Genomic DNA, 18870 nt, shown 5'->3' on the forward strand with positions numbered 1-18870 from the left:
TTATTTGGGATTCCATTTGGATCTTCTCCGATACGCCCACTTTCGTGTGCACCAAATGGATTGAAATAGCGAAGTAATGCGATACTCCATTCTGCATCTGCAAATGCCACATCACGCATAATTTGCTCAATCATTAATTTCGTTTGACCATATGGATTTGTTGCACTTAATGGAAACTCCTCCGTAATCGGTGACGTTTCCGGGATACCATATACAGTTGCAGATGAACTAAAGATCATCTTCTTTACATTATGTTTCTGCATTACTTCACATAGCACTAACGTGCTTGTAATGTTGTTATGATAATAGGTTAATGGAATCGCTACTGACTCCCCTACAGCTTTAAATCCTGCAAAGTGAATAACTGCTTCAATTACATTTCCTTCAAAAATTGCGTCAAGCGCTTCGCGATTTAAAACATCTTCTTTATAAAACTTAAATTGTTTTCCTGTTATTTCTTTCACTCGATTTATGGATTCTACCGAGCTATTCGAAAGATTATCCACTACTATAACTTCGTAACCGCTATTTAGTAATTCTACACATGTATGACTACCAATATATCCTGCTCCACCTGTTACAAGTATTGCCATAATTATAGTCCTCCATATTTCATTCATTATAAACTTCTCAAAGTATATCACATATTTCTTATCCTATGTTTAACATGCGAACATAGAAACTTACATTTTATCCCATAATAATTTTATAACATATACGATTCTAATCAGGTAATAAAAAAACGCCACATAATAAAAATTATGTGGCGTTTTTTTATTGAATTACGTAACAATATACACTTAGAAAATGCGCAAGACTACCTAATAATACAAAAACATGAAAAATTTCATGATGTCCCATATATTTAAACTCTAGCCATTTTGGCTTTGTGCCATAAATAAATCCACCAATTGTATAAAAAATGCCCCCAAGTACTAAGAAAACAATACCTCCTGTACTTAAATTCTCAGCTAACGGTGCAAAGAACAAAACAATTAACCAACCCATCGTAATATAAATTGCTGTCGATAACCATCTTGGACAATTAAACCAAAACATTTTAAACACAATACCACAAATCGCAGTTGCATAGACTAAACAAAATAATAGCAAACCACTTGCTGAATTTAATGTAATTAAGCAAAAGGGTGCATATGTACCTGCAATTAATATAAAAATCATAGAATGATCTAGCTTCCTAAAGAAGTAAATAACACGTTCATTGGCCACAACACTATGATACACAGCTGACGACGTATAAAGGACCATCATTCCAATACCAAACAAAATAACAGCTGTAATTGCAGCAAATGATGGCATCTTAATAGAAACTTTCACAAGCATGGCTAATAAGGCAATAAATGATAATATCGCTCCACCTAAGTGAGTAAATGCGTTAACTGGTTCCCTTACATAAGCATTCATAATAACACCCCTCATATAATTACATGTAGTTTTAATAACTACATGTAATTATATACACATTTCTTTTTGAGGTCAACATTTACAATTCATTTGTTTCGTAATACCATATTTAAAGATATATTAAACATTAAGTTCCACTAAGTTATAAAAGTGAGGGATTCTACGTGGAAAATATAAATGAATTACTTGAGACATTACATTTAGAAAAAAATATTAAACTTGAGGATATTCCAAATGTTGACTTATATGTAGACCAAGTTGTCCAACTATTTGAGAATACTTATGCAGATACAACGAGAACTGATGATGAAAAAGTATTAACAAAAACGATGATTAATAATTACGCAAAAGGAAAACTATTCATCCCTATCAAAAATAAAAAGTATTCAAAAGAGCATATGATTTTAATTAGCCTAATTTACCAATTAAAAGGAGCTCTCTCCATTAACGACATAAAAAGTTCATTAGAAAATATAAATGACTCCTTATTAAACGATGATTCATTTGAATTAAATGCGGTATATAAAAATTATCTTGCTCTTACTGAAAGCAATGTCGAAAGCTTTAAACAAGACGTAAATAAACGTGTTACAGAAGTAAATGAGATTTCTTCCTTAGAAGATACAAAGCTAGAAAAATTTCTACTACTAACATCCTTCGTGACTATGAGTAATATGTATAGACGTTTAGCAGAGCAACTAGTTGATGATTTGAAAAAATCATAAATAAAAAACTATCCACCTATTAAAGTGGATAGTTTTTTATTTATTTAATTGCCTCATGAACTTTTAATTGTTTCCCTTTAATCGTTGTAGTCTTCATGACTTTCAAGACAAGTGGTCCTTTTCCATTTAATATTTCAACGTAAGAAACGTTATCTTGTATCGTAATAATACCTATATCTTCTGCTGTAACACCTTTAATTTTAGCAATTGTACCGACGAAATCTACCGCTCTAATTTTCTTTTTCTTCCCGCCATTAAAGTACAGCTTCATAATGCCTTTGTTTATGTCCGCATTTTTATCTTTCTTTATAATTGGTTTAGCATGTATCTTTTCTTCAAATGCAGCTTTCTCTTTCATAACTTCTTCTTTTGAAGGTCCAATTGCCTTTGGAATTTCAAAACCAATATACTCCTCAATCTCTTCTAAAAATCTATTTTCATATGGTGTTATAAATGTAATAGCTTTTCCACTATTTCCAGCTCGTCCCGTTCTTCCAGTACGATGTACATAGCTTTCTTTTTCAAGTGGAATATCATAATTAATAACATGTGTAATATTATCAATATCAATTCCTCTCGCAGCCACGTCTGTTGCTACTAAATAACGGAACTTTCCTTTTCTAAAATCATCCATAACTTCAAAACGATCTTCCTGTACCATACCACCGTGTATTTTGTCACAAGGATAATTAACTCGTTTTAGCTGTCTATATACATGATCTACGTTTTCTTGTGTACGACAAAAAATAATACAACTGTCTGGATTTTCAATTATAGTTACATCCTTAAGAAGTGAAAGCTTCTCTTCTTCCCTTACTTCAAAAAGAGTATGTTCAATTTTATCCGTTGTAATCCCGGCCGCTTTAATTTCAATATGAATTGGTGAATTCATATATGTACGAGATAATTTTTCAACATCTTCTGGAAGTGTTGCTGAAAATAACATTGTCATTCTTTTTGTAGGTAATTCATCAATAATTGCCTCTACTTGATCGATAAAGCCCATATTTAGCATCTCATCTGCTTCATCAATAACTAAATACTTCAAACACTCTAAAGAAAGGGTACCCTTTTCAATATGATCCAACACACGACCAGGAGTCCCAACTACAATATGTGTCTTTTGCTTTAATTCTAATTTTTGACGTGCAAATGGAGATTTTCCATAAACTGCCGCAGCCTTAATCCTTTTGAATCGACCTATATTTGTAATATCTTCTTTTACCTGCACCGCAAGCTCTCTCGTTGGTGTTAAAACTAATGCTTGTGGTTTATTCTCTTCCCACTCCACCATTTCACAAAGTGGAATACCAAATGAAGCTGTTTTTCCACTTCCAGTCTGAGACTTCACAACAAGGTCCTTCTTTTGTAATGCGACTGGAATAACCTCACCTTGTACTTCTGTTGGATGATCATATCCTAACCCAGTAAGTGCCCTTACAATTTCCTTACTTAATTTATAATCAGAAAAACTTTTTTTACTCATATATTAACCTCATTTTATTATGTATTATTTTCTTTTTTATCTTTTGTATACGTTACTATCACCCTACTTATTATACTTGAAACCTTACATAAAAAGGTGGTTCATGCCAGATTCATCTTTTTATATAGAAATAAACCTTATCATTTCATATATTGTTCAACTAATTGATAACATCTTTTGCTCGTATTGTTAGCATTAACCCTTTTATAGTATCCTCCATCCCACTCCAAAAAATAAAAAGAATACATACAACCTTTTATAATTATCTCAATTTTTCAACCCTTACCATAAACGAACAATATAAATAAAAATACATTTTAAATTCGTTTTTAACGTTATTTTTTAGATATAAAATCTACTTTTTCAAAAAATGTTAAGAAATCCTTTGACTTCTTAATAAAAATAATGTAAATTATCCTATGGACGAACATTTTTGATTAATAAAAATAAAATATTCGTATTTTAGGGGTGTAAATGATGGAAAACGTATTCGACTATGAAGATATTCAACTAATTCCTGCAAAATGTATTGTAAATAGCCGCTCTGAATGTGATACAACTGTCACTTTAGGAAAATATAAATTTAAATTACCTGTCGTGCCTGCAAATATGCAAACGATTATTGATGAAAGAATCGCAACTTATTTAGCTGAAAACAATTACTTCTATATCATGCATCGTTTCCAACCAGAGAAACGAATCTCATTCATTAGAGATATGCAATCACGTGGATTAATCGCTTCTATCAGCGTTGGTGTAAAAGAGGACGAATATGAATTCGTACAACAATTAGCTGCTGAGCAACTTACACCTGAATATATCACGATTGATATCGCACACGGTCATTCTAATGCTGTGATCAACATGATTCAACATATTAAAAAACATTTACCAGAGAGCTTCGTTATCGCTGGAAACGTTGGAACTCCAGAAGCGGTAAGAGAATTAGAAAATGCTGGTGCTGATGCAACAAAAGTTGGTATTGGACCTGGTAAAGTCTGTATTACTAAAATTAAAACAGGCTTCGGAACTGGTGGTTGGCAGCTAGCTGCACTTCGCTGGTGTGCGAAAGCTGCAAGTAAGCCAATTATCGCTGATGGTGGTATTCGTACACACGGCGACGTAGCTAAATCTATTCGATTTGGGGCAACTATGGTCATGATCGGTTCTCTATTCGCTGGTCACGAAGAGTCTCCAGGGGAAACAATTGAAAGAGATGGCAAACTTTATAAAGAATACTTCGGTTCTGCTTCTGAATTCCAAAAGGGTGAGAAGAAAAACGTTGAAGGTAAGAAAATGTTCGTTGAGCATAAAGGTTCTTTAGAAGATACGTTAATCGAAATGGAACAAGATCTTCAATCTTCTATCTCTTACGCTGGTGGAACAAAATTAGATGCCATTCGTACTGTAGATTATGTTGTCGTGAAAAACTCGATTTTCAACGGCGATAAAGTATATTAATCCTTAAATTTAAAAAGAAGGACAAGCATAGAAGTGCTTGTCCTTCTTTTTCATATATAAAAATATAAAATATTTTTATTTTACTGAATTTTCTAGTATCATGTTTTTAGATAGTCTTAATAAGGAGGAGATACGACTTGAAAAATGTAATGGAAAATCGCCTTAATCGCGCAGAGGTGCCTGCTGAACTAACATGGGATTTATCCGATTTGTATAATTCTGATGCCGAATGGCATACCGCATTAAACGTATTAGAAAATGATATACAGAAACTTGATACATTTAAAGGACGTTTACATACCAACTCCACAACTTTATTAAATTGCCTACTTTTAGAAGAAGAGCTTTTAATGAAGTTAACAAAACTGTATTCATATGCAAATTTAAAAGAATCTATTGATCATACAAATCCAGTTATTCAAGCGAACTCTTCCAAAATTTCTGCTTTATGGACGAAAGTACATACTGCACTATCCTTTATCCATAATGAAATTCTCTCACTTGAAGAAGGAACAATTGAAAAATATTTAACTGACGAAACAAAACTTGAACCTTTCCGTAAGTCGTTACTAGAGATACTCAAAAAAAGGCAGCACACTCTCTCTCCTGAAACAGAAGAAGCACTTGCTGCACTTGGCGAAGTTCATAGTTCTCCATACAAAATTTACGGCATGACTAAATTGGCCGATATGGATTTCACTTCTATACAAGACGAACAAGGAAACGAACTCCCTGTTTCATTCTCATTATTTGAAAGCAAATATGAATTTTCTCCAAGCACATATATACGTCGAAAAGCATATTCATCATTTGTTTCCACACTAAAACAATATAAAAATACAATTGCCACAACATATGCTACTGAAGTTAAAAAACAAGTAACACTTTCTCGTTTACGTAAATATGAATCCGTTACCCATATGCTATTAGAACCACAAAGAGTTCCACTTGAAATGTATAACAACCAACTTGATATTATTTATAAAGAATTAGCACCTCATATGCGCCGTTTTGCAGATTTAAAAAAGAAAGTATTAGGACTCGATCAAATGCTTTTCTGCGACTTACATGCACCTTTAGATCCCGAATTTAATCCAGCTATTACTTATGAAGAAGCAGGCACGCTCATTCAAGATTCTTTAAAAGTATTAGGCGATGAATATAGTTCAATAATCCAAAAAGGATTCAAAGAAAGATGGGTAGATCTTGCAGATAACGTAGGCAAATCAACCGGGGCATTTTGCTCAAGTCCATACGGCTCTCATCCCTATATTTTAATTACATGGCAAAATACGATGCGTGGATGCTTCACATTAGCACATGAATTTGGACATGCTGGTCATTTCTATTTAGCAAATAAAAACCAACGTATCATGAACGTACGCCCATCTATGTACTTTGTTGAAGCACCATCAACTATGAATGAATTACTATTAGCTCAGCATTTACTAGCGACTACTGACGATAAGAGAATGCGCAGATGGGTCATTCTACAACTACTCGGCACATATTATCACAACTTTGTTACTCATTTACTTGAGGGTGAATATCAACGTAGGGTATATGCTCTAGCAGAAGAAGGACAGGCCCTTACAGCTACAACTTTAACTGAAATTAAAACAAATGTCCTTTCGACATTCTGGGGAGATTCTGTAGAAATCGATGAAGGTGCGGGCTTAACTTGGATGCGTCAGCCTCATTATTATATGGGTCTATATTCTTACACATATTCCGCAGGCCTCACTGCATCTACTGCAGTAGCTCAAATGATTAAAGAGGAAGGACAACCTGCTATTGATCGCTGGTTAGATGTGCTTCGCGCTGGTGGTACAATGAAACCACTTGAACTAATGAAACATGCCGGAGTAGATATGTCAAAACCAGATGCAATCCGTAAAGCCGTTTCTTACGTTGGCTCATTAATTGATGAATTAGAGCATTCTTATCAAGGATAAAAAATAAGCCCTCGCTTTATGAGGGCTTATTTCATATTTATTTTCCAAACCTTTTGCGATATCCACATTTCCTGCAAAGCTCTTCAACTGCAACTCTTTTCGAAAATCCATCGACAATATTTGTTGCTCTTTCACCTTCTATAATGTTAGAAAATGAATCATTATTAATATTCCCAAGGTTAATAATCCCTTCACCATCTAAACAGCAAGGAATAACTGTTCCATTCGCTAAAATACCCGCTTGATTACGAAGTCCATGACAGAATCCTTTCCCATCATCCTCTTCTTCATGTAATGCTGGCCACTGGAATTCATAGTCTTGATTAATAAAGACACGTTCTGCAATTTTTATACCTTTTCCTGGTGTAAGCTTCTCTTCAATTTGATAAGATAGATCAAATTCATTTTCAATTATGGATAATAACTCTCTATTTTTCTGGATTTCAGCATTTGTTTTATTATCCTGAGTTAAATTCCATAACCTTAACGATACAATTAAATCTGATTGACTCGTTGCTTCCCTAATGAAGGAAAGTATACTCCTTACATAGCCCTCTTTATCTTGCGAACCTGGGTGTCCATCAAAACTATGCAGTGAAAAATTCATTTGTCTTAACGCAGGCTTATTTAACAGTCTATGCCTTCTCTTATTAATTAACGTTCCGTTCGTTGTAATATTAACTTTAAACCCTTTTTCATGGCTTAAGTCTAATAGTTGATCTATTTTTGGATGGAGCAACGGCTCACCCTTCACGTGCAAATAAATGTAGTCTGTGTGAGGTTTAATTTGGTCTAATCTTTTAGAAAAATCCTCTACAGAAATGAATTGCTTCTGCCTTTCCGTCGGCGGACAAAAGCTACACGCAAGATTACACACACTCGTAATCTCCAAGTAAAACTTCTTAAACTTCTTCACCTTTAATTCCTCACTTCTCTAACTACTTATACTTTTTCCTCTTCATATTACAGCATATTTTTATGGAAATAGAAACATACTTATTTTAGGAAATCTACATACCATCTAATAATGTTTAAAAGACCATCGGTAATTTTTGTCCAATGGTCTTTCCCACTATTAATTATCTTTAACCTCTTTTACATACTCCCATGTTTCACCTTGATTTTTTGATTGATAAAGTATACTACTATTACCATTGTAGTCTCCATCTGCTCCTTGCCCTACTAGCATGTTAAAAACTCCATCCTTCTCATAAGGCAGATTAGGAAAATTAAACGGATTTATTACCTGTCCACTTTCTAGTTTCACTTCATAATTTGTATAGCTCAACTTTTTAAAAGTTATACCACCATCATCTGTACGGTATAACCCCCCTTCATTTCCAGAGGGTCTGGCTGCCCTTAAAAATCCGAGCTTTTCATTAAAAAAGATGATTCCTGATGCACTACCGACCGCTTCATTGAAAGGGTCTTCATTTATAACTCCCCATGTTTCCCCTCCATCAATTGTCTTGCTTAGTGAATAAAAGGTGCTCCCTAATGCTTTATCTGTGACATCTAGTTTATAACCAACTTCTTTTGAAAAGTAGAATTGCTCATTATTATTAGTTAAATCCTTCTTTTTCTTTTTAGAACTACTTTCCTTACTCCAATTTGGGTCACCTAGTAAATTATATCTAGCAGGTACTACCTCTTTCTCTTTTCCAGGGATAAATATAGATACCGTATATCCAATTATTTCGGACTTTGCTTCTTCAAGCTTCTCTAATTTCCCATCTTTATTAATATTAATAATTCCTTCTCTGTTGTAACCCCAGTTCCTTTTCCCATAATAGACCAGCCCATACTTATCTTCATTCCACTTACTTACAGTTTGTTTAACTGGAATGGCTTGAACTGTTTTAATTAAAGGTTTTACTAATTTATCTTCATTATAATCAGCGTTAACATACCCATTTAATCCTACAAAAATATCTTTTGATTTATTTTTATTATAAGATATTAAGTAGCTTTCCTCTTTTCCAGCAGCATTTTTCCCATAAAGAAAAGTATCAAATGATGTAATTGTTCCATCTGATTTAAATTCCAAAGTAAAATCATCCGACATATATAACTTCTTTGGCAAAGTATATTTCTTATTTATATCTTCAAAAATGCCCTCTACACCATACTTATATATATTATCACGCTCAAGTTTAACTGATCTTTCGTTTTTTACGCTTTCTATAAACCATGCTAGTTTACCGCCATAATTCGTTGCACTTTTATAAATTTTTATCCCATAAAAAGACGTTATAAGGATAAGAATTATAACAGAAATGTATTTCCATCCCTTTACATTTAATAATTTGGATGATTCGCGTTCCCTATTTTTCACAATTTTAATTGTAGTAAATATAATAATAAGTATTAGAAATACTATAGATAATAACCAAATATAAATATTATTATTCATTCTCCCATACATACATAATAAAGCTAATTCATAACAAAAAATCCAGTATACGATTATTACTAATGGATTTTTTATTAATGATACCAATATTTTTTTCATATCTTCCTTAAATATGTTAATCCCCCCCTAAGTACATCTAATACTTCTTTTTTCCTATATTGAGTATACTTGATTTCACCAGGCACTTGCATACCCCATATTTACTGTACATCTTCATTACATATCAGTTAAATCTAAAATAATAAAATGCGTATAAAAAAGCACTCTATCTTGTAAAGATAAGTGCTTTTTTCTTGATTATATTTTTTATTCAATATACAGCCAATAATACTTCATGTTAATACACGAGGCATGATTAATTTCGGATCAATATTTATGATACAGTTCACCGTAACTAATATAAATAAGGTTATTTTTTATTATTTTTATAATTAAATTTAACGAAAAAGGTAGTGCCCTCCGACCCTGTTTGAATTTCTATTTTTGCATTATGGCGGGCAGCAATAGCATAACATACACCTAACCCCAACCCAGTTCCATTATCTTTGGTCGTGTAAAATGGCGTACCCAGTTTCTCCAATACTTCAGGCCTGATACCTTTTCCTTGATCCCGCACTGCAAGCACCACACAATTTTGACCTTCCTTGTAGGTGCTAATGGTTAGAACCTTCCCTGTATTCATCGCTTCTAAGCCATTACGATATAGATTCATTAATAATTGCCGTATCTCATTACGATTTAAAAGTAATTCCGGAATGTCATTTGTATCGACTTGAATATATTTATTTTGATTATACGTATCAATCTTTATTAAAGGAATAATATCGCGGATAATTGAATTTAAATCTAACATCTGCAAATCCAATTTCCTTGTATTACCCATTGAGAGAAATTCAGTAATAATAGAATTGGCACGGTTAAGTTCTTCAATCATTAAATGAAAGTACTTATTATGTTTCTCATAGGTATTCTCTTCTTTTAATAACTGCAAAAATCCTAGTACCGTTGTCATTGGATTTCTAATTTCATGGCTGATACCTGCTGCCATTTGCCCTATTAAATCAATGTTAGATAATCTTTTCAATTCCTGTTCATATTTCTTTTTTTCCGTTATGTTTTTAAAAATACAACAAATACCATCATCATACGGGTATGCAATAACTTCGTGCCAATATTCATCTGCAGTAGAAAAAAATTCGAAATGAACTGTAGTTCGATCTGACATCGCACGATGAAATTCCTTATACATAACTGTGTCGATGTCACTCGGGAAAACATCCCATATATTCTTTCCTAATACATCTTTTGCTGTTTTTCTTTGCGGAAAATATTGATACTTATTTACGTACGTAAATTTCCATTTATTATTTAAAGTAAAGAATCCATCCGTAATACATTCAATCACACTTGTAACTTTTTCATTAGCAGCAGCTAGCTCTCCCGTTCGCTCTTCCACTATGCTTTCTAGTTGATCCATATATAACACATTTGAAAACGTAGGGGCTGTGGCATCAACGATAGATTTTGCTAGTTGAATTTGAGAATTATCGTAATTGTGAGCTTTTCCTTCTTTGCCAACGACGATTACCCCTAATACTTCTCCCATTGAAACCAATGGAATCATCAATAGATCCTTACTATCTATATTTTTTGTTCGAAGAACCTCTTGGATCTTGGCTTCATAGCTTTTCTCTGTCCAATCCGCTTCTGTCCAATCACAGCCCTTATTTAATTTCGTTGTTTTAATCGTTGTTTTGTCTAGCGGATTTAGAAGATGGACAGCCATATTTTTACTCTCTAAAATCTGTTTTAAGTAAAAAAAGCATTTATCAAAACTCTCCTGTATCGAGGAACACATTGATAAATCACGTGTAACATTTAGTAACAACTGCTTCTCAGCAATAAGGTTTTCCTTTTGTGTTAAATTATTGGCGTTTTGAATTGCCACCGCAGCCATATTTACATAAGCTTCAACACTTTGAATTTCTGAATCTGTTAAGTTCATCGGAATTCCATAATCAAATAAAAAAACCAGACCAAATAACTCTTGCCTAAATGAGATAGGCAGAGCTAATAAGGACTTAATTTTAAACGCATCAACTGGTATCGGATCTGGTCGATGATCCTTTGAGGTATCAGGAATATAGATGGTTTTTTTCGTTTCAATAACTTCTTTTGCCAGTAAGTCTATTTCAGGATCAATTACCTGAGTATCAAGCGTTACGCCATTTATAGTCTCTGGTTTTCCTGCAAACCCTCTAAATGTCCCATCTTCCTGGGGTAAATAAATTCCAACAGCATCACAACTAACAATCTCCTCTGATATCGCCATTGTTACACGCTGCAATACTTCACGTAGTTCTAATTTCGTATTTATTATTTTTGTTATATTCGCGAGCCTAGAATATCTCGTCTGATCACTTACCATTCACATAGCCTCCAGTTATAGGCATAATAAAATAAATATGATAATATCGGTGTCTTACCTTTATTTTACATAGAATATCTTACTTATGATACGGTTCACCGTACCAAGTAAACTGGAAGTTTTCACTTTATAATTCTTACCAATTTAAAAGCTTTTTCTTCTATTTATCACTCGTAATACTTCACCTTAATGTTTTCCTCAATTTCTTCTAATTGTCTCTTTTTCCCTTGCTTCCACTCAGTCCTTATATATTCAGCATGAATAGGATACGTGTTTCTTTTGTGATTATTTTCCAATCCAGCAACATACGATTCATCCTCATACCTCTCTATCTCATCCATATGGTTATCTTCCATCCGTTGAATTTCAGATTCATATTGTTCGTAAAGAGGCGTTGCTTTTAACTTAGTATATCCAACACCCTCATATAACTTACCATTGTTTATACTACCACTAAAATGATACACATAATCATTAAGATCTTGATTATACTTTTTATAATTTATGACGCTACCTTTCCAAGGTTCTCCATTGTGAAATTGACCAGTAAATTTAGATTCCTGCCAAAACATTTCACCTTCAACTATCTTATCATTTTCAAATTTCCCAATATAAACATTGCCATTTGATTTACGATAATAACAATGCCCGTTTTTCATTCCATCTACCTTATTACCATGAAAAACCAATTTACCTTTTAATCCATATTTAGTTTGTATGCCATTTTTTCGATTATCCTCTGTCCACTCACAATCAAAGAAGTAATCAAGGAATAAGTTTCCTGAGGGTGTATGATTATATACTTTAGCCTTCTTTATATTCTGTTCTCCATTTTTATAATTGTCCTTATCGAAGATAAACTCATATAGCTTTTCACCTTTTTTTGAATATCCATTGTACTTTTCGTACCTTATAATATTATTTACTACCATAGCTTCTAATTTAATATAGCCATAACTATCATATAATTTTATGTTTCCCTCTAATCTTTTAGGACTACTACTTTCAAAAAGGGGAATTCCTAAAACGCTAACCCTATAACTTTTTCCTACTTCTTTTTCCTCAATTAATGAATTTTTTACTGTTAAATAATACAGTTTACGTAACAATATATAGCTCTCAACATTCAGAAGCTCTAGTATTGTTTCAGTATTAATTCTTGAATAGAGAGGCGTAGGAATATTTTTATTAAAGTACTTTCTTATTATTAAAGTTAATTCTTTTGCAAAATCCTCTCGTTTAAATTCATTCTCTGGATCTTTAATGAACCTATTTAATTTTACAAAATCCTCAAAAATATCATATGTTTGATTCAATTCATATTCACTAAATAATTCTTTTTGACCTTTCATCAAGTTAGCTATATTTTCAGCCCAACTTTCACTTAATGCCAAATCCTTTACACTGTATGCCTTAGGTTTAGTAAGTGATTCACTATACATCTCTTTTATAACATTAAGGTTCCTTGTTATCATTGTTAAAATTATAGTAGCATCTTGGTTAAGAGCAGCATTTTCTCTATCTATTTCTAACTCACTCATTTTCTTAGAAATGTCATAACTTTGTACACTTATTCGATATACTAAAAAACTAAACAATGAAGATACAATAATAGAAAGCAAACTATACAATAAAGTAAATGCATCATGTGTTTTAGCTATATTACCTTTATTATCAAGCATTTTATTCCATGCATCTATTAAATTTCCATACATTAAATAAAAGAGGGCGAGGGAAATTATCAACACAAATACTAACATGAAACCAATCATTTTTTTATTATTATACATGCATTTTTCCTTCCTTAACTTAATAAATATTTTCGAAACATATCGCTAAATTATAGAAAATCAATATTCAACTCTTTTCTTAACCTCCTCCATCTTCCCATAAAAATCACTCTCCATATCACGCTTAAAGAAATTACTTAATTTACATAAATAAGCAAGACAATCAGATATTTCTTTTCCTAAATCAACAGAAATATGCTCCTTAGCAAGCTCAAATGCCTCTTGCTCTTCATAGCCTTCTTGAATTTTCTTTTCAGTTATTGTAAAAAGCTCTCTTAATAATTCGGCAATCTCAGCAACCTCTGTTGTTAGTAACATATGATTCATTAATAATGAAGATTTACTTCTCCCATATGAGTCATCTTTAATATGATAGTTAAGTTCCTTCTGATATTTCTTACTAAATTCTTGTAATACCTTCATTTTTCACACCTCTACCTATGCTAGTTTTTCTTTATACTAATCATATCATCCCACGATTAAATAACAGCATTTTTCTTTAATATCTCTATTTGTTAACATATCAAATCTAACAACTCAACTGCCTTCTTTTTTAAATGACTAACTTCAATCTATTTCTCATATTTTTTTGTATAGAAAAAACCCCATCCATTTTATCTTTGGATAGGGTGTCTTTCATAAACTCTCGTTGTAGCTCTTCGTCAATATTCAACTTTATCTTTTCAATTTCTTTTTTATCATTTATAACAACAGTATCAATAATCATACGATACAACATTTTCTTTTCATCACTGGGTACGGCATTTAATAGTACATGAATCCCCGCTAATACTTGCTTTACATATTCATATGAAAGAGGAACGGAATTTCCATCCCCTAATTCAAACTCTACTGCTGATTTCCTTGCATTTAAATGATCTATTTCAATTTTCAATTCCTGTATACGATCAGCAAATATTATAGTATCTAACACCGCTTCCTCATATAGGCTAAAATATTTTTGCCTACGACCTTCTGCGTTTAGAATTGATTTCTCAATTAATTGTAATTCATCCTTCAATGGTTTAATTTGTGCCTGCTTCTTTTTATTTACTTCTGTTACAAGTTGTTGTAAGGTTTTTGGATGTTTTACAACTGATTTAATCCGATTAAGTACATATTGCTCTGCGTAATCTGCTCTTATGCTATTTGCACTACATACTGCACTTCCTTTACTCCGAAACGCACCACATGAATAATAACGTATTACTTTTTTTACACCACTTTTTAATGTGTTAGTCGTCCTACTAGCTACCATAGAGGCGCCACACTTAGGACATTTTATGAGACCTGTAAGTACGAAGTTTCCTTCATAATTACGAATAGAACTTTTAGATTTCCGCTGTTGGATCGATTGGACTTTATCCCATAACTCTTTCGCAATAATTGACTCGTGATTTCCATCAACTAAAATTATGTCTTCACTCTTTCCTTTTCTCCTTTTTTCACTCCAATTTTCAAAACGATTAAATCGTATTTTCCCAATGTATATGGGATTTAAAATAATCTCCTTGATAGCACTTGTACTAAAAGTATTGCCTCTTTTCGTCCTATAACCTTCATGATTAATTTTGTTAGCTATGGCTTTCAAACCTTTGCCACTTGCAAACAAAGCAAAGATCTTTCTAACAATCATCGCTTCCTCTTCGATAATCTGAAGAGTTGTTTCCTTGCTACCTTTATTAAAGTGGGCTACACTCTTGTATCCAAGTACACGTCCACCATTCCATCTTCCGGTACGTGCCCGTTGTTTCATCCCCATCTTTACATTATCGACAATCGTATTACGTTCCAGTTCACCAACAGCACCCATCATTTGAAGTGCAAATTTCCCCATAGGAGTCTCCGTTTCAAAGTTCTCTGAAAATGAACGGAAGGCTACTTTATGTTTACTTAATTCATCAACGATTTGAAGCAAATCAATAGTTTTACGTGCTAATCGTGAAATCTTCCATACAACTACTTCATCAAATTCACCATTTTTAGCATCCCGAAGTAACTTCTGTAATTCATATCTTCCTTTGATTGATTTACCACTTACTCCTCGATCTACATATTCTTGTGCAACAATTTTTCCATACATTTTACAATAATTACGCAATGTATCTAACTGAGCATCTATTGAATACCCATGTTCTGCTTGCTCCTCAGTACTTACTCGTGCATATATTGCTACTCTTGTATAACTTCCCATGATACTTTCCCCCCAATATCCTCTTTACTAAAATCTATAGTTATCGTTTCATTTTCTAAACCTTCATCGAAACTAAATTTTGTTTTTATTTGTGATAATTGAAGTGTTTTATCTACCTTAATCTCTCTTACAAATGATGATAGTAAATTTCTTTTTTCATCATGATTTAATTCTTTTAATAATTTATATAAATTATTAAAAGTTTCTTCTATATATTTTTCTGAAGATATCTTATAATCCTTAGAATAATTTAATTTCATTATTGTATCTTTTTCTTCATTCAATATTTCTAACTCTTGATTAAGCTTTAGAATCCTTTGCTTGAAAACACCCGCTAAAATTTTTTCTCCTTCAAAATCTAAAAATAGTTGATGCTTCTTAACCTGTAAATCACTTTGTCGTTTTGTTATTGCATTTAACTTTACTCTTTGTTCCTCCGAGCTCCCCTCTGATTTACGAATCTTTTTATAAACACCCTCAATAATAGGAGGAGAACTTAAAAGTACTTCTATAGCTTTATATACCTGATACTCAATATTATTAGCTGTAATATATTTAGCATTACAAACTGTACTATCCTTGTTAACACGCTGACTACAAGTATAGTAACGATAGCTTTTAGACTCCCCTTGCTGACCTTCCAATATTTTTCCTGTACCAACCATGTGACCATTACATATTGGGCATTTTAGAAGAGCAGTCAGCGGATAATTATTTCTCTTTTTGTTTCTATTCTTGAATTGTTCACTTTTGGTTAGAAGCTTACTCTGGACTATATTCCAAAGCTCTTCTGAAATAATAGCAGGATGTTTACCATCTATTATATATTCCTGTCCATCTTGTTGAAAACGTACTTTCCCAATATAGACCACATTGCGAAGAATCTTATAGATACTTCCTAAACTAAATGCTTTTCCATATTTAGTCTTGATTTTTCTTTTATTCAATTGCTTAACAATTTCTTTATAACCTAAGTCATTAACATACCAATGAAAAATCTTCTGAACTACCTTAGCCTCTTCATTATTAATCTCTAGGTTAGATTCTCTTCCTTCTTTCAAACAAGTAGATTTTGGGATAACGTCGTATCCCAAAATCCTTGCACCGCAGTACTCCCCCTGTTTGGCTCTCTGTCTTCTTCCCATCCTAGAATTTTCAAGTATAGTTTCCCTCTCTAGTTGACTAACTGCGCCGAGCATTTGCAAGGTAAACAAGCCTTGAGGTGTTCCACTATTGAAGTTTTCACTCAAACTTGTAAAAGTTACTCCATATTTCTGAAATGCCTCTACAATGTAAAGAATATCTACTAATTTTCTTGCCAAGCGATTTACTTTCCATACAACTACTTCTTCAATGTTTCCTTTCTTTACCTGAAGAAGTAGTTGTTGTAATGCCACTCTATTTTTTACGCTCTTACCCGATATGCCCGCATCTACATATACCTTTTGAAGTCCTAGTCCTTTTCGGAAACAATATTCAACAATTTTCTCTTTTTGGGCTTGAATACTAAAGCCATTAATCTGATCTTTGGTGCTTACCCGTACATAACCTACAACTTGACGCATTAATTTATTTCTCCCTCACTTAAGTCTCTTCTTCATTACATTTGTTAAGTTTTTCTACTAGCCCTACCTGTTCAAAAACATTTAACTTTGTATGATATTTCACAATCATTTCAGCCAATAAATCTATAAAATGATTATAATTTCCCTCTTGATAATTCATTTTTCTTCCTCCTTCTAAACTGAAATTTTTTTCATATCCCTATACTAGATAGCAGTAGCGCAATACATTTCCCCTAATTCCCCTCTTTCCCCACTAATTTTTTTATTTTATAAATCCAACATATTTCGTTGGAAAACACCTTTACTTTTTATAAAGTCATCCTACCAACTAGTTATACTAAAAGAGGTTTTCCTTACCTATTGACACTTTATTACAAGAAATTCAAACCATTTTACATTTAGAAAATCTACTGAGGATTTTGGGGAACCAGGGGCGTTCGCACAAAATCCTTCTAGTTAATGCCACCCCTAGCTACTTCTCACCCCCCAGCCGTCCCACAAATACCCCTGTTTTCCCCTCACCCCAACAGCGATATTGCTTCTTCTTTTCTTTCTACGGTTGTATGAGAGTAGATACTCGTCGTTTTCAAATTAGCATGACCTAGCAAATCTTTGATTACAACCAAATTCACATTTTTATCCACTAATGCTGATGCAAAGCTATGCCTTAGCGTATGGCATGTGATCTTTTTGTTCCAACCTAATCGTAAGGTTGTTTCTTTTAAAATACGGTTTACATATACATCTGATAACCCTCCTGTTCTTTCCGTCATAAAAAGCTTTCCAGATTGTACACTGGGTCTCCACTTTTCTATATAACCTTGTAAATGTACTTTCAAGATTACATTCAGGGGTACTAGCCTGTCCTTATTTCCTTTTCCATTAAAAATGCATATTGTATTTTTTTCAAAATCAATATGTTTCACTTCTAATGAAAGGCATTCACTTATACGCAATCCTGTATAAAAGAGAGTTCTTACCACCAATTGAACTAAATCATGCTTAATGGATTCAGCGAACTCATGGAACTCTTGTTCAGTAAGAAACGAACGTTCTTTTTTACTGACTTTTTTAGGGCTTATAGATTTGACCACATTTGTACCTACAAAATCATTATTGTAAGCAAATTTATAAAAAGATCGCAAAGTATTCAGGTGTCGATTACAAGATGTAGGCTGATACTGCTTGATTTTCTCCAACATAGACAGATACTCTTTCACATCACCTGAGGTTACGGACTCAATATGCAAGGAAGAGGTGTATTTTTCTTTCAAAAAAACTTCTATACACTTTAAATCTTTAGCATACTCTGTAACAGTTCCTTGGCTACGTTCTTTCTCAATTAAATCTTGTATAAATAATTTTTTAACTTCCGAAAATAACATGTAACTTCACGCTCCCTTGCATTTTTTCTTCTGATACATAGTC

General features: G+C 32.8%; 15 protein-coding genes. 3 read left to right on the top strand and 12 right to left on the bottom strand.

Features of this window, described 5'->3' with window-relative positions:
• Both galE and C4S65_RS27320 read right to left on the bottom strand, forming a co-directional pair.
• Positions 1 to 593: UDP-glucose 4-epimerase GalE (gene galE, locus C4S65_RS27315; RefSeq protein ID WP_103945626.1), on the bottom strand; the 593-nt coding region annotated here is incomplete at its 3' end.
• Between the two features lie 181 nt (positions 594 to 774).
• The gene (locus C4S65_RS27320; RefSeq protein ID WP_000995366.1) at positions 775 to 1425 is read right to left on the bottom strand and encodes a hemolysin III family protein; all 651 of its coding nucleotides are present in this window, start codon (positions 1423 to 1425) and stop codon (positions 775 to 777) included.
• A 164-nt stretch (positions 1426 to 1589) separates the two neighbouring features.
• Between C4S65_RS27320 and C4S65_RS27325 the strand changes: the two genes are divergently transcribed.
• Positions 1590 to 2150 carry a DUF1836 domain-containing protein gene (locus C4S65_RS27325; RefSeq protein ID WP_000427876.1) on the top strand — a complete coding sequence of 187 codons (561 nt, stop codon included), beginning with the start codon at positions 1590 to 1592 and terminating at the stop codon, positions 2148 to 2150.
• 40 nt (positions 2151 to 2190) lie between these two features.
• Here C4S65_RS27325 and dbpA read toward each other — a convergent pair whose 3' ends face one another.
• Positions 2191 to 3636 (bottom strand): ATP-dependent RNA helicase DbpA, encoded by a 1446-nt coding sequence (gene dbpA, locus C4S65_RS27330; protein ID WP_097821105.1) that lies wholly within the window; start codon positions 3634 to 3636, stop codon positions 2191 to 2193.
• 477 nt (positions 3637 to 4113) lie between these two features.
• Between dbpA and guaC the strand changes: the two genes are divergently transcribed.
• Together guaC and pepF are read left to right on the top strand one after the other, a co-directional pair.
• Positions 4114 to 5097: a GMP reductase gene (gene guaC, locus C4S65_RS27335; protein WP_097821106.1), complete on the top strand. Its 984-nt coding sequence runs from the start codon at positions 4114 to 4116 to the stop codon at positions 5095 to 5097.
• Positions 5098 to 5234: 137 nt separating this feature from the next.
• Entirely contained in the window at positions 5235 to 7052 is a 1818-nt protein-coding gene (gene pepF, locus C4S65_RS27340) for an oligoendopeptidase F (RefSeq protein ID WP_103945627.1), read from the top strand.
• A 37-nt stretch (positions 7053 to 7089) separates the two neighbouring features.
• On the opposite strand, the gene C4S65_RS27345 is transcribed toward pepF, so the two are convergent.
• From C4S65_RS27345 to C4S65_RS27380, 9 genes are all read right to left on the bottom strand, one after another.
• Entirely contained in the window at positions 7090 to 7968 is an 879-nt protein-coding gene (locus tag C4S65_RS27345; protein ID WP_042972880.1) for a radical SAM/SPASM domain-containing protein, read from the bottom strand.
• 159 nt (positions 7969 to 8127) lie between these two features.
• Entirely contained in the window at positions 8128 to 9564 is a 1437-nt protein-coding gene (locus tag C4S65_RS27350) for a glycosyl hydrolase (protein WP_103945628.1), read from the bottom strand.
• A gap of 310 nt (positions 9565 to 9874) precedes the next feature.
• Positions 9875 to 11893, bottom strand: coding sequence for a GAF domain-containing sensor histidine kinase (locus C4S65_RS27355; protein ID WP_098838749.1), 2019 nt, complete (start codon positions 11891 to 11893; stop codon positions 9875 to 9877).
• A 167-nt stretch (positions 11894 to 12060) separates the two neighbouring features.
• Positions 12061 to 13683: a hypothetical protein gene (locus tag C4S65_RS27360; protein WP_103945629.1), complete on the bottom strand. Its 1623-nt coding sequence runs from the start codon at positions 13681 to 13683 to the stop codon at positions 12061 to 12063.
• Between the two features lie 60 nt (positions 13684 to 13743).
• Positions 13744 to 14106 (bottom strand): hypothetical protein, encoded by a 363-nt coding sequence (locus tag C4S65_RS27365; protein ID WP_103945630.1) that lies wholly within the window; start codon positions 14104 to 14106, stop codon positions 13744 to 13746.
• Positions 14107 to 14236: 130 nt separating this feature from the next.
• Positions 14237 to 15877: a recombinase family protein gene (locus C4S65_RS27370; RefSeq protein WP_103945631.1), complete on the bottom strand. Its 1641-nt coding sequence runs from the start codon at positions 15875 to 15877 to the stop codon at positions 14237 to 14239.
• The gene (locus tag C4S65_RS27375) at positions 15856 to 17442 is read right to left on the bottom strand and encodes a recombinase family protein (RefSeq protein ID WP_103945632.1); all 1587 of its coding nucleotides are present in this window, start codon (positions 17440 to 17442) and stop codon (positions 15856 to 15858) included. Before C4S65_RS27375 ends, C4S65_RS27370 begins: the two co-directional genes overlap by 22 nt.
• A 19-nt stretch (positions 17443 to 17461) precedes the next feature.
• The gene (locus C4S65_RS34680) at positions 17462 to 17602 is read right to left on the bottom strand and encodes a hypothetical protein (protein WP_181032148.1); all 141 of its coding nucleotides are present in this window, start codon (positions 17600 to 17602) and stop codon (positions 17462 to 17464) included.
• A 358-nt stretch (positions 17603 to 17960) separates the two neighbouring features.
• Positions 17961 to 18827, bottom strand: coding sequence for a tyrosine-type recombinase/integrase (locus C4S65_RS27380; protein WP_103945633.1), 867 nt, complete (start codon positions 18825 to 18827; stop codon positions 17961 to 17963).
• Between the last annotated feature and the right edge of the window lie 43 nt (positions 18828 to 18870).

It is taken from the genome of Bacillus sp. ok061 (assembly GCF_900108285.1).
Taxonomy (GTDB): domain Bacteria; phylum Bacillota; class Bacilli; order Bacillales; family Bacillaceae_G; genus Bacillus_A; species Bacillus_A thuringiensis_S.

Excerpts from the sequence above, each read along its gene's own strand:
- C4S65_RS27320 (WP_000995366.1), bottom strand. The coding sequence starts at position 1,425 with ATGAATGCTTATGTAAGGGAACCAGTTAACGCATTTACTCACTTAGGT.
- dbpA (WP_097821105.1), bottom strand. The coding sequence starts at position 3,636 with ATGAGTAAAAAAAGTTTTTCTGATTATAAATTAAGTAAGGAAATTGTA.
- guaC (WP_097821106.1), top strand. The coding sequence starts at position 4,114 with ATGGAAAACGTATTCGACTATGAAGATATTCAACTAATTCCTGCAAAA.
- C4S65_RS27350 (WP_103945628.1), bottom strand. The coding sequence starts at position 9,564 with ATGAAAAAAATATTGGTATCATTAATAAAAAATCCATTAGTAATAATC.
- C4S65_RS27355 (WP_098838749.1), bottom strand. The coding sequence starts at position 11,893 with ATGGTAAGTGATCAGACGAGATATTCTAGGCTCGCGAATATAACAAAA.
- C4S65_RS27360 (WP_103945629.1), bottom strand. The coding sequence starts at position 13,683 with ATGTATAATAATAAAAAAATGATTGGTTTCATGTTAGTATTTGTGTTG.
- C4S65_RS27365 (WP_103945630.1), bottom strand. The coding sequence starts at position 14,106 with ATGAAGGTATTACAAGAATTTAGTAAGAAATATCAGAAGGAACTTAAC.
- C4S65_RS27370 (WP_103945631.1), bottom strand. The coding sequence starts at position 15,877 with ATGGGAAGTTATACAAGAGTAGCAATATATGCACGAGTAAGTACTGAG.
- C4S65_RS27375 (WP_103945632.1), bottom strand. The coding sequence starts at position 17,442 with ATGCGTCAAGTTGTAGGTTATGTACGGGTAAGCACCAAAGATCAGATT.
- C4S65_RS34680 (WP_181032148.1), bottom strand. The coding sequence starts at position 17,602 with ATGAATTATCAAGAGGGAAATTATAATCATTTTATAGATTTATTGGCT.
- C4S65_RS27380 (WP_103945633.1), bottom strand. The coding sequence starts at position 18,827 with ATGTTATTTTCGGAAGTTAAAAAATTATTTATACAAGATTTAATTGAG.